Annotated in this window: 19 protein-coding genes; 9 read left to right on the forward strand and 10 right to left on the reverse strand. The window is 61.3% G+C overall.

The features are described 5' to 3' along the window. Window positions 1-44: 44 nt before the first annotated feature. The 4 genes from KHP07_RS01430 to KHP07_RS01445 form a co-directional block, all read right to left on the reverse strand. Window positions 45-1,247, reverse strand: a complete 1,203-nt coding sequence (locus tag KHP07_RS01430) for a class I SAM-dependent methyltransferase (protein WP_214496476.1) — start codon at window positions 1,245-1,247, stop codon at window positions 45-47. Window positions 1,248-1,400: 153 nt separating this feature from the next. Then, window positions 1,401-2,018 carry a TPM domain-containing protein gene (locus KHP07_RS01435; RefSeq protein ID WP_078047298.1) on the reverse strand — a complete coding sequence of 206 codons (618 nt, stop codon included), beginning with the start codon at window positions 2,016-2,018 and terminating at the stop codon, window positions 1,401-1,403. Window positions 2,019-2,046: 28 nt separating this feature from the next. Continuing rightward, window positions 2,047-2,775, reverse strand: coding sequence for a TPM domain-containing protein (locus tag KHP07_RS29650; protein ID WP_214496477.1), 729 nt, complete (start codon window positions 2,773-2,775; stop codon window positions 2,047-2,049). 18 nt (window positions 2,776-2,793) lie between these two features. After that, window positions 2,794-3,405 (reverse strand): LemA family protein, encoded by a 612-nt coding sequence (locus tag KHP07_RS01445; protein ID WP_025855347.1) that lies wholly within the window; start codon window positions 3,403-3,405, stop codon window positions 2,794-2,796. A gap of 242 nt (window positions 3,406-3,647) precedes the next feature. Here KHP07_RS01445 and bglX point away from each other — a divergent pair, with 242 nt between their 5' ends. After that, entirely contained in the window at window positions 3,648-5,939 is a 2,292-nt protein-coding gene (gene bglX / locus KHP07_RS01450; RefSeq protein WP_100491338.1) for a beta-glucosidase BglX, read from the forward strand. 738 nt (window positions 5,940-6,677) lie between these two features. On the opposite strand, the gene KHP07_RS01455 is transcribed toward bglX, so the two are convergent. The 4 genes from KHP07_RS01455 to KHP07_RS01470 all read right to left on the reverse strand — a co-directional run bounded on the left by KHP07_RS01455 (window position 6,678) and on the right by KHP07_RS01470 (window position 9,882). Further along, complete coding sequence (locus KHP07_RS01455; RefSeq protein ID WP_214496478.1) at window positions 6,678-7,835, reverse strand: phospholipase D-like domain-containing protein; 1,158 nt, start codon at window positions 7,833-7,835, stop codon at window positions 6,678-6,680. A 1-nt stretch (window position 7,836) separates the two neighbouring features. Next, entirely contained in the window at window positions 7,837-8,418 is a 582-nt protein-coding gene (locus KHP07_RS01460; protein ID WP_078047294.1) for a YceI family protein, read from the reverse strand. Between the two features lie 79 nt (window positions 8,419-8,497). Continuing rightward, window positions 8,498-8,812, reverse strand: a complete 315-nt coding sequence (locus tag KHP07_RS01465) for an amidase (protein WP_078047293.1) — start codon at window positions 8,810-8,812, stop codon at window positions 8,498-8,500. Continuing rightward, the gene (locus KHP07_RS01470; protein ID WP_214496479.1) at window positions 8,809-9,882 is read right to left on the reverse strand and encodes a serine hydrolase domain-containing protein; all 1,074 of its coding nucleotides are present in this window, start codon (window positions 9,880-9,882) and stop codon (window positions 8,809-8,811) included. Before KHP07_RS01470 ends, KHP07_RS01465 begins: the two co-directional genes overlap by 4 nt. A gap of 186 nt (window positions 9,883-10,068) precedes the next feature. Between KHP07_RS01470 and olsB the strand changes: the two genes are divergently transcribed. Further along, window positions 10,069-10,824 (forward strand): L-ornithine N(alpha)-acyltransferase, encoded by a 756-nt coding sequence (gene olsB / locus KHP07_RS01475; protein ID WP_214496480.1) that lies wholly within the window; start codon window positions 10,069-10,071, stop codon window positions 10,822-10,824. Further along, window positions 10,824-11,615, forward strand: a complete 792-nt coding sequence (locus KHP07_RS01480) for a lysophospholipid acyltransferase family protein (RefSeq protein WP_078047291.1) — start codon at window positions 10,824-10,826, stop codon at window positions 11,613-11,615. Before olsB ends, KHP07_RS01480 begins: the two co-directional genes overlap by 1 nt. A 112-nt stretch (window positions 11,616-11,727) precedes the next feature. Here KHP07_RS01480 and KHP07_RS01485 read toward each other — a convergent pair whose 3' ends face one another. Then, window positions 11,728-12,312, reverse strand: a complete 585-nt coding sequence (locus tag KHP07_RS01485; RefSeq protein WP_099493783.1) for an acyl carrier protein phosphodiesterase — start codon at window positions 12,310-12,312, stop codon at window positions 11,728-11,730. Window positions 12,313-12,466: 154 nt separating this feature from the next. Here KHP07_RS01485 and KHP07_RS01490 point away from each other — a divergent pair, with 154 nt between their 5' ends. From KHP07_RS01490 to KHP07_RS01500, 3 genes are read left to right on the forward strand one after another with little or no spacing between them, the layout of a single operon-like run. After that, the gene (locus KHP07_RS01490) at window positions 12,467-12,793 is read left to right on the forward strand and encodes an ArsR/SmtB family transcription factor (protein WP_214496481.1); all 327 of its coding nucleotides are present in this window, start codon (window positions 12,467-12,469) and stop codon (window positions 12,791-12,793) included. A 13-nt stretch (window positions 12,794-12,806) separates the two neighbouring features. Beyond that, complete coding sequence (locus tag KHP07_RS01495; protein ID WP_214496482.1) at window positions 12,807-13,973, forward strand: MFS transporter; 1,167 nt, start codon at window positions 12,807-12,809, stop codon at window positions 13,971-13,973. Between the two features lie 29 nt (window positions 13,974-14,002). Beyond that, complete coding sequence (locus KHP07_RS01500) at window positions 14,003-15,058, forward strand: alkene reductase (RefSeq protein ID WP_078047287.1); 1,056 nt, start codon at window positions 14,003-14,005, stop codon at window positions 15,056-15,058. Between the two features lie 233 nt (window positions 15,059-15,291). Here the strand turns inward: KHP07_RS01500 and KHP07_RS01505 are convergent, their stop codons facing one another. Then, complete coding sequence (locus tag KHP07_RS01505; protein WP_078047286.1) at window positions 15,292-15,924, reverse strand: TetR family transcriptional regulator; 633 nt, start codon at window positions 15,922-15,924, stop codon at window positions 15,292-15,294. 286 nt (window positions 15,925-16,210) lie between these two features. Between KHP07_RS01505 and KHP07_RS01510 the strand changes: the two genes are divergently transcribed. Genes KHP07_RS01510 through adeC form a run of 3 tightly spaced genes read left to right on the forward strand, consistent with a single transcriptional unit; the run spans window position 16,211 to window position 21,978 of the window. After that, window positions 16,211-17,359: an efflux RND transporter periplasmic adaptor subunit gene (locus KHP07_RS01510; protein WP_078047285.1), complete on the forward strand. Its 1,149-nt coding sequence runs from the start codon at window positions 16,211-16,213 to the stop codon at window positions 17,357-17,359. A 3-nt stretch (window positions 17,360-17,362) separates the two neighbouring features. Next, window positions 17,363-20,524, forward strand: coding sequence for an efflux RND transporter permease subunit (locus tag KHP07_RS01515; protein ID WP_078047284.1), 3,162 nt, complete (start codon window positions 17,363-17,365; stop codon window positions 20,522-20,524). Beyond that, a complete protein-coding gene (adeC, locus tag KHP07_RS01520) occupies window positions 20,521-21,978 on the forward strand; it encodes an AdeC/AdeK/OprM family multidrug efflux complex outer membrane factor (RefSeq protein ID WP_214496483.1) in 1,458 nt (485 codons plus the stop codon). The genes KHP07_RS01515 and adeC overlap by 4 nt, the downstream gene beginning before the upstream one ends. Window positions 21,979-22,006: the final 28 nt, after the last annotated feature.

The following is a 22,006-nucleotide window of genomic DNA, read 5'->3' on the forward strand; positions in this document are numbered from 1 at the left end:
CGCTATCGCAGGCAAGCCAGCTCCCACAGAGGACCGTGTTCACTTCAATTCAGGTAGCCATCCGCGCGCAGCAGGGTTTCCAGGCAGTGTTCGGTGATGTGGTAGAACGCTTTCAGCTCCTGGATTTTCTCCAGCAACTGCGCGTTGTCCAACGGCTCGGCGCGCTTCACGGCAAGAATCATCTTGTTCTTGTTGGTGTGCTCCAGCGAGATGAATTCGAACACCTTGGTTTCATAGCCACAGGCTTCGAGGAACAGCGCACGCAAACTGTCGGTGACCATTTCCGCCTGCTGGCCCAGGTGCAGGCCGTATTGCAGCATGGGCTTGAGCAGCACCGGGCTCTGGATTTGCAGGCGGATCTGCTTGTGGCAGCAAGGCGAGCACATGATGATCGATGCGCCGGAGCGGATGCCGGTGTGGATGGCGTAGTCAGTGGCAACGTCGCAGGCATGCAGGGCGATCATCACGTCCAGCTCGCTGGGCGCCACGCTGCGCACATCGCCACACTTGAACACCAGCCCAGGGTGTTCCAGGCGCGCGGCGGCGGTGTTGCACAGGGTCACCATGTCTTCACGCAATTCGACGCCCGTCACCTCGCCCTCGGCCTTGAGGGTGTTGCGCAGGTAGTCGTGAATCGCAAACGTCAGGTAGCCCTTGCCCGAGCCGAAGTCGGCAACGCGCACCGGCTGGTCCAGCTTCAAGGGGGACGAGGTCAGCGCGTGGCTGAACACTTCGATGAACTTGTTGATCTGCTTCCACTTGCGCGACATCGACGGGATCAGCGCCTGCTTGGCGTCGGTGACGCCCAGGTCGGCGAGGAACGGCCGGCTGAGGTCAAGGAAGCGGTTCTTCTCGCGGTTATGCTCGGCCGACGGCGCTTCGCGCAATTGCTGCGGTTTACTTTTGAACAGTGAGCTTTTGTTTTTCTTGCTGTATTCCAACTGGGCTTCGTCGGTCAGTGACAGCAGGTGAGCGTTCTTGAACCGCGCCGGCAGCAGCTCGGCAATCGCCGCAACAGCGTCGGCCACTGGCAAATTCTTGGTGATATCGCGGGTCTTGTAGCGGTAGACAAAGGACAGGCACGCCTGCTCCTTGACCGTTACCGGCTTGATGATCAGCCGCTGCAGGTCAGCCTCGTCACCGACGTATTTGGCCAGCACCAGCTTGATAAAGGCATTCTGCGCGAGGCTTGCACTGAGCAGTTCAATGAACTGGGCGTGATGATCCGGTTGAGCAGTGACAGACATGAACAAAAACGCCTCGGGCAGGGAATGCCGGGCATTTTAGGGGGGATGGGGCGTCAGGGCACGGAGTTATTTGATCAACGGTCAATCAGCAGCCCCCTCAAATGTGAACACTGGATGATGTGGTGTCCACAAAGGGGCTGGGTGTTGCCTGGATTATTCGAGTACGACCAAGCGATTCGGTAGTTCATTACGGGTTTGGGTCACCGGCACATGCACCTTGAGCAACTCGCCACAGGCTTCAATGCAGCTGATAAACCCCGCCAGTGTCTCGCCCTGCTTCACCTGCTGGGTAAACGCCGTGACGATCGAATCCCAACTGCTGTCATCCAGATGCTTGGAGATGCCGTCATCCACCAGGATCTCCACGTACCGCTCGGCCTCGCTGACAAAAATCAGCACGCCGGTGCTGCCCAGCGTGTGGTGCAGGTTCTGCTCCAGGAATTGACGGCGCGCCAGGTTCGACGCGCGCCAATGCCGTACCGAGCGCGGGATCAGGCGGGTGGTGACCTTGGGCAAACGGAACACCAGGCACAACACGATGAACGTCGCCCATTGCGCCAGCAGCAAGGTGTACATGGTCAGGTAGCCCGACAGGTAATGCACCACACCCGGCACCACCAGCGCGATCAGGCTGGCCCACAGCAGCGGGATGTAGGCGTAGTCATCGGCGCGGGCGGCCAGTACGGTCACCAGTTCCGCGTCGGTGGTTTTTTCCACCCGGGCGATCGCCTCCGCGACTTGGCGCTGCTCGTGTTCAGTCAGTAATGCCATGGTTGTAATTGCTCTCTAATTATTGTCATCACCAGCCGCCTGAAGCTCCACCGCCGCCGAAGCCGCCACCGCCGCCCCGGAAACCACCGCCACCTCCCCCGCCGCCACCGCCGCGTCCGCTGCTGCTGAGAATCGCCAGCAGGATCGCGCCCACCGGCAGCCCCAGACGATTGCACAGCCACAACACGCCGATCAGCAGGATAAACAAGCCGATGGAAAACCCCGGATTATCCTTGGCAAAGTTGGCGTCCGCCACATGCGCCGGCACGGCCAGTGGTTCGCCGCCCACCACTTGCACCATCGCCGCCACACCGTCGCTGATGCCCTGGCTGAAATTGCCGGCCTTGAACTTGGGTGCAATCACCTGGTTGATGATCACCCACGACTGCGCATCGGTGAGCACCCCTTCCAGGCCATAGCCGACTTCGATGCGCAATTTGCGCTCATCGCGCGCGACGATCAACAGCGCACCGTTGTCCTTGCCCTTCTGGCCGATGCCCCACTGGCGGCCCAACTGATAACCGAAGTCCTCAATGGGCACGCCCTGCAGGTCAGGCACAGTGACCACCACGATCTGGTCACCGGAGGTCTGCTTCAGCGCCTGCAACTGCTGTGTCAGTTGCTGGCGCGTGGTGGGGTCGATCATCTCGGCGGTATCCACCACCCGCCCGGTCAGCGCCGGGAAGGTCAGCGCCGCCTGGGCCATGCCCACGCAGGCCAACAGCCACAGCGCCAGGCCTATCCGTAATAAACGCATCGACACCTCAGTGCAGCTTTATTTGAACTTCACTTGCGGCGCTTTATCGGCGTCGGCACTGGTGGCCTCAAACGTGGCGCGGATCGGCAGGTCGCTGTACATCACGCTGTGCCACAGGCGGCCCGGGAAGGTGCGGATTTCGGTGTTGTAGGCCTGCACCGCCTGGATAAAGTCGCGGCGCGCCACGGCGATACGGTTTTCGGTGCCTTCAAGCTGGGATTGCAGGGCCAGGAAGTTCTGGTTGGCTTTCAGGTCCGGGTAGCGCTCGGACACCACCATCAAACGGCTGAGTGCGCCGCTCAAGCCATCCTGGGCTTGCTGGAACTGCTTGAGTTTTTCCGGATTGTCGAGGGTGCTGGCATCCACCTGGATCGAGGTGGCCTTGGCCCGCGCTTCGATGACGGCGGTCAGGGTGTCCTGTTCATGGGCGGCATAGCCCTTCACCACTTCCACCAGGTTGGGGATCAGGTCGGCCCGGCGCTGGTACTGGTTCTGCACCTGGCCCCAGGCGGCCTTGGCCTGTTCGTCCAGGGTCGGGATGTTGTTGATGCCACAACCGCTCAGCACCGTGCCGATCAATAGCAAAACCGCGGCTTTCAAGCCCCAGCGGTAACCTTGTGCTGCTTGCATGGTGTTTCTCCTGCCCAATCTTGATGGAATGTGACGACTCACCCTATACACCACGCGCTTGGGGCATAATCCGCCACCACTGGCATGCATTGAGCCAATCAGCTACAAAGATGCCCAGCGCGAAAAAGAGTTCAGAGTGTGCTGCATTTATCTGAACAACACCCGAACAACAATAGACGCTCCCCACATTTTGGCCGCCAGCGTTCCCTGGATGCTGTGCAGTGAGCCGAAAAAGGATATTCATGAAAAAGCTGTGTTTGCTCGGCCTTGTTGCCACTCTGGCCAGTCACCCCGTATGGGCAGAAACAAAGCCTGCTGCGCTTAAAGACAAGGACGCCTTCGTCAGCGACCTGCTCAAGCAGATGACCCTGGATGAAAAGATCGGCCAATTGCGCCTGATCAGCATCGGCCCCGAGATGCCCCGCGAGCTGATCCGCAAGGAAATCGCCGCCGGCCGCATCGGCGGCACGTTCAACTCCATCACCCGCCCGGAAAACCGTCCGATGCAGGACGCGGCCATGCGCAGCCGCTTGAAGATCCCGATGTTCTTCGCCTACGACGTGATCCACGGCCACCGCACGATTTTCCCGATCAGCCTGGCCCTGGCGTCCAGCTGGGACATGGAAGCCATCGGCCGCTCCGGGCGCATCGCCGCCCAGGAAGCCGCCGCCGACAGCCTCGACATCACCTTCGCGCCGATGGTCGACATCTCCCGTGACCCACGCTGGGGCCGCACCTCCGAAGGGTTCGGTGAGGACACCTACCTGGTCTCGCGTATCGCCGAAGTAATGGTCAAGGCCTTCCAGGGCGTAAGCCCCGCGAATGCCGACAGCATCATGGCCAGCGTCAAGCACTTCGCCCTGTATGGCGCGGTGGAAGGCGGCCGTGACTACAACGTGGTCGACATGAGCCCGGTCAAGATGTACCAGGACTACCTGCCGCCATACCACGCGGCGATCAAGGCCGGCTCCGGCGGCGTGATGGTGGCGCTGAACTCGATCAACGGCGTGCCCGCCACCGCCAACACCTGGCTGATGAACGACCTGCTGCGCAAGGACTGGGGCTTCAAGGGCCTGGCCGTGAGCGACCATGGCGCGATCTTCGAGCTGATCAAGCACGGCGTGGCCAAGGACGGGCGTGAAGCCGCCAAGCTGGCGATCAAGGCCGGCATCGACATGAGCATGAACGACTCGCTCTACGGCAAGGAGCTGCCGGGGCTGCTCAAGTCCGGTGAAATCGAGCAGAGCGACATCGACAACGCCGTGCGCGAAGTGCTCGGCGCCAAGTACGACATGGGCCTGTTCAAGGACCCGTACCTGCGCATCGGCAAGGCTGAGGACGACCCGGCCGACACCTACGCCGAAAGCCGCCTGCACCGCGCCGATGCGCGCGACATCGCGCGCCGCAGCCTGGTATTGCTGAAAAACCAGAACAACACCCTGCCACTGAAAAAATCCGCCACCATCGCCCTGGTCGGCCCGCTGGCCAAGGCGCCGATCGACATCATGGGCAGTTGGGCCGCCGCCGGTAAGCCGGAGCAGTCAGTCACCCTGCTCGACGGTTTGAACGCGGTGATCGGCGAGAAGGGCAAGATCATCTATGCCCGTGGCGCCAACATCACCAACGACAAGGCCGTGGTCGACTACCTGAACTTCCTCAACTTCGATGCACCGGAAGTGGTGGATGACACCCGCCCTGCCCAAGTGATGATCGACGAGGCGGTCAAGGCTGCCAAGGATGCCGACGTGGTGGTCGCCGCCGTGGGCGAGTCCCGTGGCATGTCCCACGAATCTTCCAGCCGCACCGACCTGAACATCCCGCAGAGCCAGCGTGACCTGATCAAGGCCCTGAAAGCCACCGGCAAGCCGCTGGTATTGGTGCTGATGAATGGCCGTCCCCTGTCGATTCTCGAAGAGACCCAACAGGCCGATGCGATCCTGGAAACCTGGTTCGCCGGCACCGAAGGCGGCAATGCCATCGCCGACGTGCTGTTTGGTGACTACAACCCTTCAGGCAAGCTGCCGATCACCTTCCCACGTTCGGTGGGGCAGATTCCGACCTACTACAACCACCTGACCATCGGCCGGCCGTTCACGCCGGGCAAGCCGGGCAACTACACCTCGCAGTACTTCGATGACACCACCGGCCCCCTGTTTCCGTTCGGGTATGGCTTGAGCTACACCACGTTCGGCCTGTCGGACATGGCGCTGTCGTCCACCACACTGAACAAGACCGGTAAGCTCGACGCCAGTGTCACCGTGACCAACACCGGCAAGGTGGACGGCGAAACCGTGGTGCAGTTGTATATCCAGGACGTGGCCGGTTCGATGATCCGCCCGATCAAGGAGCTGAAGAATTTCCAGAAGGTCATGCTCAAAGCCGGTGAAGAGCGCACCCTGCACTTCACCATTACCGAGGAAGACTTGAAGTTCTACAACACCCAACTCAAGTTCGCCGCGGAACCGGGTGAGTTCAATGTGCAGATCGGACTGGACTCCCAGGACGTGCAGCAACAAACCTTCGAACTGCTCTGAGCTAAAGCTGTAAACACAGTCCATGTGGGAGCTGGCTGGCCTGCGATAGCGGTGGAAAATTCACCACTGCTCTCGCAGCATAGGTATCAACACAACGTTGCCCCCCAACACCAACCACGATGCGAAGCGAGCCGCTCTTGCTCTTGCTCTTGCTCTTGATCCTGCTTTTGATCTCAGGCGCCCCGTCAAACACGCTGGCCGGAATTCGACAGGGATTTGGGGGGTAAACCGGCAGGGATGCCGGTTTAGCCGCCCCGCGCCATGGATGGCGCGTGGCGGCGGCCCCCCAAATACCTGTCGGATTACGGGCACACCGAGCCTAGGCGAGGTGCCGAGTGTTGGGGCAAGAGCGTTTTGCTTACTTTTGCGCTTTTCAAAAGTGAGCCGCCGTAAGGGCGGAACCATTAGCAGACGTTACCTAAATAACGGATATGTACCTGGTCTGATCCAACATTCTGGTCGGCTGTCAGGCCGCCTTCGCGAGCAAGCCCGCTCCCACATTTGGATCGCGGGGCAACAGTTGTAGAGTGGTCGGCTGTCAGGCCGCTTTCGCAGGCAAGCCAGCTCCCACATTTGGATCGCGGGGCGACAGTTAGTTTGTGGTCGGCTTTCAGGCCGCTTTCGCAGGCAAGCCAGCTCCCACATTTTTGGATCGCGGGGGGACAGTTAGATTGTGGTCGGTTGTGAGGCCGCTTTCGCAGGCAAGCCAACTCCCACATTGGATTAGCGGCGCTCTCGCTAACCCCGTCGGTCGAGCAAATTCACCACCAACCGATCAATCCACCCCCACACCCGCTGCTTCACCCGCCGCCACAACGGCCGCGACTTCCAAGCCTCCAGGCTCACCGCCTGGCTCTGCTCGAAATCCCGCTCGAAACTGCCCTCCACCGCCCGCGTCAGCTCAGGGTCCAGCGCTTCCAGGTTGGCTTCCAGGTTAAAGCGCAAATTCCAGTGGTCGAAGTTGCACGAGCCGATGCTCACCCAGTCGTCCACCAGCACCATTTTCAAGTGCAGAAAGCACGGCTGGTATTCAAAGATCTGCACACCCGCGCGCAGCAAGCGCGGGTAATAACGGTGCCCGGCATACCGCACGGACGGGTGATCGGTACGCGGGCCGGTAAGCAGCAAGCGCACATCGACGCCGCGCCCGGCGGCACGGCGCAAGGCACGGCGCACGCTCCAGGTCGGCAGGAAGTACGGAGTAGCCAGCCAGATACGCTGCTGGCTGCTGTTCAAGGCGCGGATCAGCGATTGCAGGATATCCCGGTGCTGGCGGGCATCGGCATAGGCCACGCGACCCAGGCCTGGGCCGGTGGCCGGCACCTTGGGTAAACGCGGCAAACCGAAATGAGTGGCGGGCTTCCACTCACGGCGCGCGGCATTGGCGTGCCATTGGCGGTCGAACAGCGCCTGCCAATCCAGCACCAACGGGCCACTGATCTGCACCATCACTTCATGCCAGTCGGCGGTGTCTTGCCCCGGCGTCCAGAACTCATCTGTTACACCCGTGCCGCCGACCACTGCGATTTCCTGGTCGATCAGCAACAGCTTGCGATGGTCGCGATACAAGTTGCGCATCCAGCGGCGCCAACTCAGGCGATTGTAGAACCGCAACTCCACGCCGGCGTCGGTCAGGCGTTTGCGCAGCCCGAGGGTAAACGCCAGGCTGCCGTAATCATCGAACAGGCAACGCACCCGCACACCCCGCTCGGCGGCCTGTACCAGGGCCTTCACCATGGCTTCGGCGCAGGCGCCGGCCTCGACCAGGTACAACTCCAGGTCAACCTGGTGTTCCGCCCGGGCAATGCCCACCAGCATCTGCGGGAAAAAGTTCGGCCCGTCGATCAACAACTCGAAACGGTTGGCGCTGCGCCACGGGAACACCGCGCCGCTCACGTCAGCGCGCCGTAAAAATCAGCACCGCACCCACCGGCACCGACAGGCTGATCGACTTGAGCCCCGCCGCCTTACGCAGCGCCGCCACACCCGGCGCCAGGTCAAAGTCCTCGGCATGCACCACCAGCGGTTCTAGGGTTACCACTTGGAAACGCCGGTCATCCAGGCGTGTCGCCAGCAGTTCGGCGCTGTAGGTCTGGGTCTTGCCGTGCAGGGTCACGGATACTGGCAGGCGCAACTCCAACTGCGCGCCAGGCGCCAGGTCGTTGATAGGTTGCAGATTGATCTGCGCGTTGATCAGCGCATTGGGGAACGTCTTGATCTCGAACAGTTGATTGCGCATACGCTCATCGCGAAGCGGTATGCCGCTGTTGACCGACTCCAGCTCCACCTCCAGTTGCGCCGCGCCCTTGCTGTCGACCTTGCCGTGCAGCACCAGGAAGCGATGGACTTCAGCGATCTCGGTGTTTTTGGTGGTGACGAACGACAGGCGCGAGGACTCGTTGTCCAGGTACCAATCGGCGTGGGCAGGCACAGCGGCGCAGGTCAACAGTGTGAAAGCCAGTGGTTTGACATTGAACATAAAGACTCATGAGGCAAAAAACCTGCACGAACCTTAACTGCGCCGTGTGCCGGGCGCAATGGAATGGGTCGGTGGCGTGTCAAGGATTGAGGCGACAACCCTGGCGGTCGCCTAGCCACCGTGCACTGTGCGTACGCCCCAACCCGCTCGCCGTCACTTCACTGCGCTCCGGGTTGTCGCTGAACGCGCTGGTCGGCACGTACTGCTTCACATACCCCCGGCAATATTCGGCCGGGTTGTTCGCCACGTACCGGCACGAGCAGTACTCCTTGGCGGTGTAGGCCGCGATGATGTCGGGGAAGGCTTGCAAGTTGACGCGCTCATGCCAGATCCACCCCAGCAGGGCGAGCAACAGCAGCAGAAACAGGCTGGTAAACGGACGACGACGGATCATGGCTGCACCGCCGCCAGCACGCGTTTGAGCAGTTCGTTATGGCGATAGCTGCCGTCGCGGTCATCGCCGTAGCGCACGATCACCAAGTGTTCGTCGGGCATCACATAAAGCGCCTGGCCCCAGTGGCCGAGGGCGGCGAAGGTGTCGGCGGGGGCATCGGGCCAGGGACGTGATGCGCCTTGATTGAGCCACCAATGGCCACCGGGGACGGCTTCGTCCTGGCCGGTTTTGTATTTATCGAACGGCTGGCGATTGAAGGCGATCCAGTCTTTGGGCAGCAGTTGTTGATCACCCCAGCGACCATTGCGCGCCATCAGCAGGCCGACACGCGCCAGGTCGCGGGCAGTGAGGTAGGCGTAGGAAGACGCGACGAAGGTTTCATCGGCGTCGGTCTCCCAGGTGGCATTACGAATGCCCAAGGGTTTGAACAGCGCATCCCACGGGTAACTCATATAAGCCTTGTGGCCGAGCATGCCTTTGAGGGCAGCGGACAACAGGTTGGTGTCGCCGCTGGAGTAGCGAAAGACCTGGCCCGGGGCGCTGGCCGCCGCGGTGTCTGCGGCAAAGTCGGCCATATCGGCGCGGCCGCGGGTGTAGAGCATTGCCACCACCGAGGATTTCAACGGCGCGTATTCGTAGTCTTCCTGCCAGTCGAGGCCCGAGGCCCAGTGCAGCAAGTCGGCCATGGTCACGTTGGGGTGCTGCTTCATCGGTGGATAGAAACGCGCCACCGGGTCGCTGAGTTTGAAACGGTTATCGCCGTAGGCCACGCCCAATACGGTGGCCATCAGGCTTTTACTGATGGACCAGGTGAGGTGCGGCGTGCTGGCGGTGGTGGGCGCTGCATAGCGTTCGTAGATGACCTCACCCTCACGGATCACCAGCAACGCGTCGGTGCGAATGCCTTGGCGGGTGGCGTCGTCGCGCGCCGGGAACGCGTAGGCGTCCAACGCATCGACAGCAGGGCCCGTGAGCGTTGTGCCCTTGGCCCATTCCTTATCGGGCCAGGTTTCGGCGTGAGCGGCAACGGTGACAAACAGCAGGGCAACACACAACAGGCCTCTGACCATGGACGCAAACTCAAGGGGGCATTCAAGCCCGCGAGCCTAGCCGAGGGTGATGACAGATTTACGACAGGGATGGCTGTCATCCAAGCGTCACCATAACTTCATGGAGATGACACCGAGGCTACATAGCCTGACTTTGGACAACAAAGTCGACCGGCCGAAATCGTGGCCGGCACTCGGAGACTCGCCATGACTCAGATCGCCCGCATCAGCGACACCGGCAATGAACGCCGTCTGCAAGCCGAACGCCTGGTTGGCGCGCAGGCGTTGCAGGAAGCCCAGGCCCTGCGGTTCAACGTGTTCAGCGGCGAGTTCAACGCCAAGCTGAAAGGCGCTGAGCTGGGCCTGGACATGGATGACTATGATGTTCACTGCAGCCACATCGGCGTGCGGGATTTGAACAGCGGTCGACTCGTCGCCACCACCCGTTTGCTCGACCACCAGGCGGCCAGCACCCTGGGCCGGTTCTACAGCGAAGAAGAATTCAGCCTGCATGGCCTGCTGCACTTGCAGGGCCCGATCCTGGAGATCGGCCGCACGTGCGTCGACCCGGCCTACCGCAACGGCGGCACCATCGCCGTGTTGTGGGGCGAATTGGCCGAAGTGCTCAACCAGGGCGGCTACAGCTACCTGATGGGCTGCGCAAGCATCCCGATGCACGACGGCGGCATCCAGGCCCACGCGATCATGCAGCGCCTGCGCGAACGCTACCTGTGCAACGAACACCTGCGCGCCGAACCGAAAAAACCACTGCCGGCGCTGGACCTGCCGTCCAACGTGATTGCCGAAATGCCGCCGCTGCTCAAGGCCTACATGCGCCTGGGTGCGAAGATCTGCGGCGAACCGTGCTGGGATGAAGATTTCCAGGTGGCCGACGTATTCATCCTGCTCAAGCGCGATGATTTGTGCCCGCGTTATGCCCGCCACTTCAAGGCGGCCATGTAATGAGCCGCTTGCGCGTGTACGGGCGCATTGCCCGGGTACTGTTGGTGGTGGCGCTGGGCCTGAGCATGGCCAGTGTGTTTGGTGTGTTCGAGCGCCTGGGCATCGCCAACTCGATGGTGCGGCGCCAGCGTTGGTCACGCTTCTTCATGGCGCGACTGACCCACGCCCTGCCCTTTCGCGTGACGGTGCACGGTGAGTTGCCGCAAACCCCGATGCTGTGGGTGAGCAATCACGTGTCGTGGACCGACATACCGCTGCTGGGCATGGTCACACCGCTGTCGTTCCTGTCCAAGGCCGAAGTGCGCACCTGGCCGGTGGCGGGCTGGTTGGCGGCCAAGGCCGGTAGCCTGTTCATTCGCCGGGGATCGGGTGACAGCCAGCTGATCCGCAAACAGATGACGCGCCATTTGGAGCAACAGCACCCGCTGCTGATGTTCCCGGAAGGCACCACCACCGACGGGCGCAGCCTGCGCACCTTCCACGGTCGCTTGCTGGCCAGTGCGATCGATGCGCAGGTGTCGCTGCAGCCGGTGGCGATCCGTTATCTGCGTGACGGCCAAGTAGACCCGCTGGCGCCTTTTATTGGCGACGATGATTTGCTCTCGCACCTGATGCGCTTGTTCGCCAACGACCAGGGCGATGTGGAAATCCACGTGCTCACGCCGATTGCCTGCGCCGGGCAAGAACGCGCGGCGCTGGCGTATCAGGCGCAGCAGGCGGTGCAGAGGGCGTTGTTTGGGCCGTTGCCGGAAGCAGAAGAAGTTGATGCACGGCCGGCATTCGCCGCTTGAATTAAGTGAACACCGATCAAAATGTGGGAGCTGGCTTGCCTGCGATAACGGTGGGTCAGCAATACATGTATCAACTGGCAGGCTGCAATCGCAGGCAAGCCAGCTCCCACATTCAGACCTCGGTAGTCAGTTGAGCTTGGGCAAATTTTTGCAGTTCTGGATAGAACAGCCGGAAGTCTTCGCTTAGCGGCTCATAAAGTTGACGCAACTCCTGCATCGCAAACCCCAACGCCTCCGGCTGTGTCAGTCGCCGCGAAATCCCCCGCAGCACCTGCTCCATCACCGCAAATTCTCGATACGAGCCCAACCAATCATCCGCTGCCATATAGGGCGCAATCTGCGCCAGTCGCCCGGGCAATTGCGGCTCAGCCGCCAGCACCCGGTACACCTGCGACGTGAAGCGCTCCAGCGGTTGGTCGGCATAGAGCGTCCAGTCCCGTGCCAGGCAGTGGTCGAAGAACACATCCAGGACGATCCCGGCATACCGCCGGCGAGTCAGGCTAAAGCGCGACAACGCCGCATCGACCAACGGATGGCTGTCGGTAAAACGGTCAATCGAGCGATGCAACTGGATAGCCGCTTCGATTTGCGGGCTGAACTGGCCCTGCAGGCGGCCTTTGACGAAGTCGCCATACAGGCTGCCCAGCAGTTGCGCAGGAAGTTGGCCGCCCAGGTGCAGATGTGCGAGATAATTCATGGCGCGCAGTCTATCACTGCCCTTAACGTATCGTTATAACCCGATATACCGATTGAGCCTAGGCTCAGATCAAAATCATATTGGTATATCGGGATAGACCGATTTAAAGTTCGCCTCATCGCGATATAACGCTTTACGAAACCGAGCACCTGCCATGTCCATCGACCTCGACGAAATAATAAAAGCCCTGGCACACCCAGTACGACGAGACATCCTCACCTGGCTGAAAGACCCGAAGGTGCAGTTCCCCGAGCAACTGCACAACCACGAATACGGCATCTGCGCCGGCCAGATCGATCAGCGCTGCGGCCTGTCACAGTCGACCGTATCGGCCCACCTGGCCACATTGCAACGGGCGGGGTTGATCAGCAGCCAGAAGGCTGGCCAATGGCACTTTTTCAAACGCAACGAGGACACCATCCAGTCCTTCCTCGCGGCGCTCATCACTGAACTCAGCGCTGACGACAACGCACCGCTGTAACAAGGAAACGCTAATGCCCCTCTCGCTACTCATACTGGCCCTCAGCGCCTTCGCCATCGGCACCACCGAGTTCGTCATCATGGGCTTGTTGCCCGATGTGGCGACGGACCTGGGCGTATCGATTCCCGGCGCTGGCTGGCTGGTCACCGGCTACGCCCTGGGCGTGGCCATCGGTGCCCCCTTCATGGCGCTGGCCACCGCCAAGCTGCCACGCAAGGCGGCCCTGGTAGCGTTGATGGGGATCTTCATTATCGGCAACCTGCTCTGTGCCCTGGCCAGTGACTACAACGTGCTGATGTTTGCCCGTGTCGTTACCGCACTGTGCCACGGTGCGTTCTTTGGTATTGGTTCGGTGGTCGCAGCCAACCTGGTGCCGGCCAACAAGCGTGCCTCCGCCGTGGCCCTGATGTTCACCGGCTTGACCCTGGCCAACGTGCTCGGTGTACCACTGGGTACCGCACTCGGCCAGGAAGCCGGCTGGCGCTCGACCTTCTGGGCAGTGACGGTGATTGGTGTGGTGGCGTTGATCGGCCTGATCCGCTTCCTGCCCGCCAAGCGTGATGAAGAGAAACTCGACATGCGTGCCGAACTGGCGGCCCTCAAGGGCGCCGGCATCTGGCTGTCGCTGACCATGACCGCATTGTTTGCCGCGTCCATGTTCACCCTCTTCACCTATGTCGCGCCGCTGCTCGGCGATGTCACAGGCGTGTCGCCCAAGGGCGTGACCTGGACCCTATTGCTGATCGGCCTGGGCCTCACTGTAGGCAACATTATCGGCGGCAAACTCGCGGACAAGCGCCTGGCGGCCACCCTGATCGGCGTGTTCATCAGCATGGCGGTGGTCTCCACGGCACTGACCTGGACCAGCATCGCTGTGATTCCGACTGAAATCACCCTGTTCCTGTGGGCCACCTCCTCGTTCGCCGCAGTGCCTGCGCTGCAGATCAACGTAGTGACCTTCGGGAAGGCCGCACCGAACCTGGTGTCCACCCTGAACATCGGCGCGTTCAACATCGGCAACGCCCTCGGAGCCTGGGTGGGCGGCAGTGTAATCGCCCACGGTTTCGGCCTGACCAGCGTGCCGTTGGCCGCAGCGGCCCTGGCGATTCTCGCGCTGGTGGTGACCCTGATTACTTTCCGTCAGAGCGGCGATGCCGACCTGGCCCCTGCGACCAACTGATCCACTTCAAAGACAAAGGTGCTTTCCCCATGACGACTATTTTCGATCCAATCAAACTGGGCGACCTGGAACTGTCGAACCGTATCATCATGGCGCCGCTGACCCGCTGCCGTGCCGATGCCGGTCGCGTACCCAACGCGCTGATGGCCGAGTACTACGTGCAACGCGCTTCCGCCGGGCTGATCCTCAGCGAAGCCACCTCCGTGACGCCACTGGGCGTAGGCTACCCGGACACCCCGGGCATCTGGTCCAACGATCAGGTGCGCGGCTGGGCCAACGTCACCAAGGCCGTGCATGGCGCGGGCGGCAAGATCTTCCTGCAACTGTGGCACGTGGGACGTATTTCCCATGAGTCGTACCTGAACGGCGAAACCCCGGTCGCACCGAGCGCGATCCAGCCCAAAGGCCACGTCAGCCTGGTTCGCCCACTGGCCGACTACCCGACCCCACGCGCACTGGAAACCGCTGAAATCGCCGACATCATCGACGCCTACCGCACCGGCGCCGAGAACGCCAAGGCCGCCGGTTTCGACGGCGTGGAAATCCATGGCGCCAACGGCTACCTGCTCGACCAGTTCCTGCAGAGCAGCACCAACAAGCGCACTGACCAGTACGGCGGCTCCCTGGAAAACCGTGCACGCCTGCTGCTGGAAGTGACCGACGCCGCCATCGAAGTCTGGGGTGCTGGCCGCGTGGGTGTGCACCTCGCACCGCGCGCCGACTCCCATGACATGGGCGACGACAACCTGGCGGAGACCTTCACCTACGTCGCCAGTGAATTGGGCAAGCGTGGCATCGCGTTTATCTGCTCCCGTGAGAAAGAAGGCGCCGACAGCCTCGGTCCACAACTCAAGAAGGCTTTCGGTGGCACCTACATCGCCAACGAACGCTTCACCAAGGACAGCGCCAACGCCTGGCTGGCCGAAGGTAAAGCCGATGCCGTGGCCTGGGGTGTGCCGTTCATTGCCAACCCGGATTTGCCAGCGCGCTTGAAGGCTGATGCGCCGCTCAACGAAGCACGTCCAGACACCTTCTATAGCAAAGGCCCGGTCGGCTACATCGATTACCCGACGCTGGCGCTGTAATGTAACGTGCTGAAACGAGAAAGCCCCGGCTCGCAGGAACCGGGGCTTTTTCATGGGGCCAGGAAACACTCCTTCACAGCCCTGCAACAAAATCGCTACAAAATACTTAGTCGGCTACCTATCAACCGCCCGCCAGCCCGTATATAAAGTCACCCCACCCATCAGGCAAAAGGACGATTGACGGTCCTTGGGCTTTACTGTTGACACAACCTGATGCAATTACGCATTTTGTCTTAATTGCGCAGGCTTGGGCTCCAGCGCAGCATGTCCAGCCCGGCATCCACCCAGCGCTCGGCCTCCTGATGCAGTTGGAAGCTGTCGGGCACCAGGAGCCACTGGCCGATCAGACCGTTGATGTAGGCGTGGATGCACACTGCGCCACGGGCAGTGTCGAGATTTTCCGGAAGTTGCCCGCGATGGACCGCGTTACGCAATGTCAGGCCGATGCGCAGGTTGCACTCCAGGCTGTGGGTCTGACGCTGGCGGCGCATGTCGCACATTTCATCGGTGAATTCGCACTTATGGAACAAGATCTCGTTGATGCGCCGGGTTTTCGGGTCCAGGGCTACTTGATGAAACAAATGAATCAACAGCTTGCGCATGCAGCCCAGCGGGTCGAGTTCATCCTCGCTTTCACTGGCCCTGGCCAGTTCATCCAGCGGCTCATGCAGGGTGTCGAGCAGCGCCTGCAGCAAATCGGACTTGTTGCTGAAATGCCAATAGATAGCACCCCGCGTCACACCGGCCAGTGCGGCGATATCCGCCAGCGTGGTCCGCGCAACGCCGCGCTCGTAAAAGGCCTGCTCGGCGGCTTCGAGAATCTGGCTGCGCGTTTCCTGAGCTTCCTCTTTGGTGCGACGAACCATGGCAGTAAAACCTCAATCAGGGTACTTGGGACTATCGGTAACGCAGATTTAATAGGCGGTAACGATGATCTGAATAATTGTGGGACGGCACCGTCATGGGCACCGAACGTACTAAAATCGAGGCTTTGGGCGTTGCTTTGTCAACATTCCGCGAAGCCTGTCAAGAGTTTACAAACAACCATGAACGTAAGTATATTGCGTAGCAAGCTACTTATCTACTCACAGCTTGTTTTTTACCCTTCCACACTTCTTGTGCGCACCCTGCGCGCCTGACCCGAGGATCTTCATGCAACTTAAGCCAGCTGTTACCGCTCTGGTCACTGCCGTCGCCCTGGCATCGCTGCTCAGCGGATGTAAAAAGGAAGAAGCGGCTCCGCCCGCTCAAACCCCTCAGGTCGGCGTGGTCACCATTCAACCGCAAGCCTATACCCTGACCACCGAGCTGCCAGGCCGCACCACCGCCTACCGCATCGCGGAAGTTCGCCCACAGGTCAACGGCATCATCCTCAAGCGCCTGTTCAAGGAAGGCGCGGACGTGAAGGAAGGGCAACAGCTCTACCAGATCGACCCGTCGGTGTATGAAGCCACCCTGAAAAGCGCACAGGCCAGCCTGACCCAGACCAAGTCCATCACCGACCGCTACAAGCAGCTGGTCGATGAGCAGGCCGTGAGCCGCCAGGAATACGACACCGCTGTCGCCAACCGCATGACCGCGGAAGCAAACGTTCAAACGGCCCAGATCAACGTGCGCTACACCAAGGTGTACGCGCCGATCTCCGGGCGTATCGGCCGTTCTTCGGTGACCGAAGGCGCGCTGGTCAGCAATGGCCAGGCCGACTCCATGGCCGTCATCCAGCAACTGGACCCGATCTACGTCGACGTCACGCAGTCTTCGGCCGAAATGCTGAAACTGCGCCGTGACCTGGAAAGCGGCCAACTGGAAAAAGCCGGCGCCAATGCCGCCAAGGTCAAGCTGACCCTGGAAGACGGCAGCGACTACGGCCAGGACGGCAAGCTGGAGTTCTCCGAAGTGTCGGTTGACCAGACCACCGGTTCCGTGACCCTGCGCGCCGTGTTCCCCAACCCTGACCACACCCTGCTGCCGGGCATGTTCGTACACGCCCAACTGCAAGCTGGCGTCAACAGCAAGGCCATCCTGGCACCGCAGCAAGGCGTGACCCGTGATATCAAAGGTATCCCGACCGCCATGGTGGTGAACAAGGACAACAAGGTCGAGCAGCGTCAACTGGTGGCCAACCGCACTGCGGGCGCCTACTGGCTGGTGGAAAAAGGCCTGAACGCCGGTGACCGCGTGATCACTGAAGGCCTGCAATTCATCAAGCCGGGCATCGAAGTCAAGGTCAAGGACGCCGACAACGCCAAGCCTGCCGGTTCTGCTCCAGCTCCTGCTGCCGCTGCTGGCCAGGGGGAGTAACCCATGTCGAAATTTTTTATCGACCGTCCCATTTTCGCCTGGGTAATTGCCCTGGTGATCATGCTGGTCGGGGCACTGTCGATCCTGAAGTTGCCCATCAACCAATACCCGGCCATTGCGCCAACCGCCATCGACATCCAGGTGACCTACCCAGGCGCGTCCGCACAAACCGTGCAGGACACCGTGGTGCAGGTGATCGAGCAACAGCTCAACGGTATCGACAACCTGCGTTATGTCGCCTCGGACAGTAACTCCGACGGCAGCATGACCATCACCGCGACGTTCAACCAGGGTACCAACCCGGACATCGCCCAGGTTCAGGTGCAGAACAAGCTGAACCTGGCGACCCCACTGCTGCCGCAAGAAGTGCAGCAGCAGGGTATCCGCGTGACCAAGTCGGTGAAGAACTTCCTGATGGTGATCGGTCTGGTGTCGGAAGACGGCAGCATGACCAAGGACGACTTGTCCAACTACATCGTGTCCAACATCCAGGACCCGATCTCGCGTACCGCGGGCGTCGGTGACTTCCAGGTGTTCGGTTCGCAGTACGCCATGCGTATCTGGCTCGACCCGGCCAAACTGAACAACTACCAGTTGACCCCGGTAGACGTCAGCACCGCGATCTCGGCCCAAAACGTACAGGTGGCCACCGGTCAATTGGGCGGTTTGCCTGCCCTGCCCGGCACCCAGCTGAACGCGACCATCATCGGCAAGACCCGCCTGCAGACTGCCGAAGAGTTCGGCAAGATCCTCATGAAGGTGAATGCCGACGGCTCGCAAGTGCGCCTGCGTGACATCGCCCGCATCGAACTGGGCGGCCAGAACTACAGCATCAGTGCACAGTTCAACGGCAAGCCCGCTTCCGGCATGGCGATCAAGCTGGCATCGGGCGCCAACGCCCTGGACACCGCCAAGGCCATCCGTGCCACCGTGGCGTCCCTGGAACCGTTCTTCCCACCAGGCATGAAGGCGGTGGTGCCGTATGACACCACGCCAGTGGTGACCGAATCGATCTCCGGTGTAGTCCACACCCTGGTCGAGGCGATCGTGCTGGTATTCCTGGTGATGTTCCTGTTCCTGCAGAACTTCCGCGCCACCATCATCACCACCATGACGGTACCGGTGGTATTGCTGGGTACCTTCGGGATCCTGGCCGCGTTCGGCTTCACCATCAACACCCTGACCATGTTCGGCATGATCCTGGCCATCGGCTTGCTGGTGGACGATGCCATCGTGGTGGTGGAAAACGTCGAGCGGGTCATGGCCGAGGAACACCTGTCGCCGAAAGAAGCGACAGTGAAATCCATGGGCCAGATCCAGGGCGCCCTGGTAGGTATTGCCCTGGTCCTGTCGGCGGTACTGCTGCCGATGGCGTTCTTCGGCGGCTCTACGGGTGTGATCTACAAACAGTTCTCCATCACCATCGTTTCGGCCATGGCGTTGTCGGTACTGGTTGCCCTGATCTTTACACCGGCCTTGTGCGCCACCATGCTCAAGCCGATCGACCCGGAAAAGCACGGCCAACCCAAGCGTGGTTTCTTCGGCTGGTTCAACCGCACCTTCGACCGTGGCGTACTGAGCTACGAGCGCGGCGTGGGCAACATGATCAAGCACAAGTTTCCTGCATTCTTCGTGTACCTGATCATCTTCGCCGGCATGATCTGGCTGTTCACCCGCATTCCAAGCGCGTTCCTGCCAGAAGAAGACCAGGGCGTGATCTTCGCCCAGGTGCAGACCCCGGTCGGCTCTTCGGCTGAACGTACGCAGAAAGTCATCGACGACATGCGCGCCTTCCTGCTCCACGACAAGGAAGGCGAGCCAGGCGAAGGCAAGGCTGTGAAGTCGGTATTTACCGTAAACGGCTTTAACTTCGCCGGCCGTGGCCAGAGTTCGGGCCTGGCATTCGTGATGCTCAAGCCGTGGGATGAACGCGATTCGTCCATGTCGGTATTCGAGGTTGCCAAGCGTGCCCAGGGTTACTTCTTCGGGGCCTTCAAGGACGCCATGGTATTTGCCATCGTGCCGCCTTCGGTTCTGGAATTGGGTAACGCCACCGGTTTCGACGTGTTCCTGCAAGACCAGGGCGGTGTCGGCCACGAAAAACTGATGGAAGCGCGCAACCAGTTCCTCGGTGCGGCAGCGCAAAGCAAAATCCTGGCCGGTGTGCGTCCCAACGGCGTGAACGATGAGCCGCAGTACGAGCTCACCGTCGATGACGAGAAGGCCAGTGCCCAAGGTATTTCGCTGTCGAGCATCAACCAGACCCTGTCGATTGCCCTGGGTGGCAGCTACGTCAACGACTTCATCGACCGTGGTCGAGTGAAGAAGGTGTACGTGCAAGGCGAGGCCGCTGGCCGCATGTCCCCGGAAGACCTGGACAAGTGGTACGTGCGCAGCGACTCCGGGAAGATGGTGCCGATGTCGGCCATCTCCTCGGGCAAGTGGATCTTCGGTTCGCCGAAACTCTCGCGCTACAACGGTGTAGCGGCGATGGAAATCCTCGGTACCCCGGCTCCGGGCTACAGTACCGGTGACGCCATGGCCGAAGTCGAACGTATCGCCAAGGAACTGCCGGCGGGCGTGGGTTACGCCTGGACGGGCCTGTCGTACGAAGAACGTCTGTCCGGCTCCCAGGCGCCTGCGTTGTACGCCCTGTCGCTGCTGGTAGTGTTCCTGTGCCTCGCGGCCCTGTACGAAAGCTGGTCGATCCCGATCGCGGTGGTACTGGTCGTGCCGCTGGGCGTGGTGGGTGCGTTGATCGCCACCAGCATGCGCGGGCTCTCCAACGACGTGTTCTTCCAGGTGGGCCTCTTGGTGACGGTGGGCCTGGCGGCGAAAAACGCCATTCTGATCGTGGAGTTCGCCAAAGAGCTTCACGAACAGGGCAAAGGCATCGTCGAGGCGGCCATCGAGGCGTCGCGGATGCGTCTGCGGCCGATCATCATGACCTCCATGGCGTTCATCCTCGGCGTACTGCCGCTGGCGATCTCCTCGGGCGCCGGCTCAGGCAGCCAGCACGCGATCGGTACCGGCGTAATTGGCGGTATGATCACGGCCACTGTCCTGGCGATCTTCTGGGTGCCATTGTTCTTCGCAACCGTATCCGCTGCTGGCGAACGTAAAAAGACTGACACTACTGAAACTCCTAAAGAGGCTGGCCAATGAGCAAGTCGCTACTTTCCCTAGCCGTCACGGCATTCGTGCTCAGTGGCTGCTCGCTGATACCTGACTATCAGCGCCCCGAAGCGCCGGTGGCCGCGCAGTTCCCGCAGGGGCCGGCGTATTCGTCGGCCCAGGCGCCGAACCAGGCCGCTGCCGAGCAGGGCTGGAAGCAGTTTTTCCATGACCCTGCCCTGCAACAGCTGATCCAGACCGCGCTGATGAACAACCGTGACCTGCGCGTTGCGGCCCTGAACATCGACGCGTATGCCGCGCAGTACCGCATCCAGCGTGCCGACCTGTTCCCGGCCGTGTCGGCCAATGGCAGCGGCAGCCGCCAGCGTGTGCCGGCCCGTGCCTCGCAGACCGGCGAAGCGAACATCACCAGCCAATACTCGGCCACCCTCGGGATCAGCTCCTATGAGTTGGACCTGTTCGGTCGCGTGCGCAGCCTGAGTGAAGAAGCGCTGCAGAAGTACTTCGCCACTGAAGAAGCACGCCGCAGTACCCAGATCAGCCTGGTGGCCAGCGTGGCCAATGCCTACCTGACCTGGCAGGCCGACAAGGAACTGCTCAAGCTGACCCAGGACACCCTGGGCGCGTTCGAGCAGAGCTTCAAGCTCACCTCGCGCAGCAACGAAGTCGGCGTGGCCTCGGCCCTCGACCTGAGCCAGGCGCGCACCTCGGTGGAAAACGCCCGCGTGCAACTGGCCCGGTATACCCGCCAGGTTGCCCAGGACGAAAACAGCCTGACCCTGCTGCTAGGCACCGGCCTGCCGGCGAATATCGCCAGCAAGCCGCTGTCGGATGACCTGCTCAGCGAAGTGCCGGCCGGCTTGCCGTCGGACCTGCTGCAACGTCGCCCCGACATCCTGCAGGCCGAGTACAACCTCAAGGCCGCCAACGCCAATATCGGCGCGGCCCGTGCAGCGTTCTTCCCGAGCATCAGCTTGACGGCCAACGCCGGCACCCTGAGCCCGGACCTCGGCGGCCTGTTCAAAGGCGGCTCGGGCACCTGGTCGTTCGCCCCGCAGATCAACATCCCGATCTTCAACGCCGGCAGCCTGCGCGCCAGCCTGGACTACTCGAAGATCCAGAAAGAGATCAACGTGGCGAACTACGAGAAGGCGATCCAGACCGGCTTCCAGGAAGTCTCCGACGGCCTCGCCGCGCGTGAAACCTACAAGCAGCAACTGGAGGCCCAGCGTGGCTTCGTCGCGGCCAACCAGGATTACTACCGCCTGGCCGAACGTCGCTACCGCATCGGTGTCGACAGCAACCTGACGTTCCTCGATGCCCAACGCCAGCTGTTCAGTGCCCAGCAATCGCTGATCACCGACCGCCTGGCGCAGCTGACCAGCGAGGTCAACCTGTACAAGGCCCTCGGCGGTGGCTGGAACGAGCAGACCGCGAAGAACGAGCCGTTGAAAGAAGAAGCACCGGCGTTGAAGTTGTTCTGATAGCGCTGTTGTAAACAAAAAACCGCTT

This window comes from Pseudomonas sp. VS40 (genome assembly GCF_018587885.1).
In the GTDB taxonomy this organism is placed as follows: Bacteria; Pseudomonadota; Gammaproteobacteria; order Pseudomonadales; family Pseudomonadaceae; genus Aquipseudomonas; species Aquipseudomonas pergaminensis.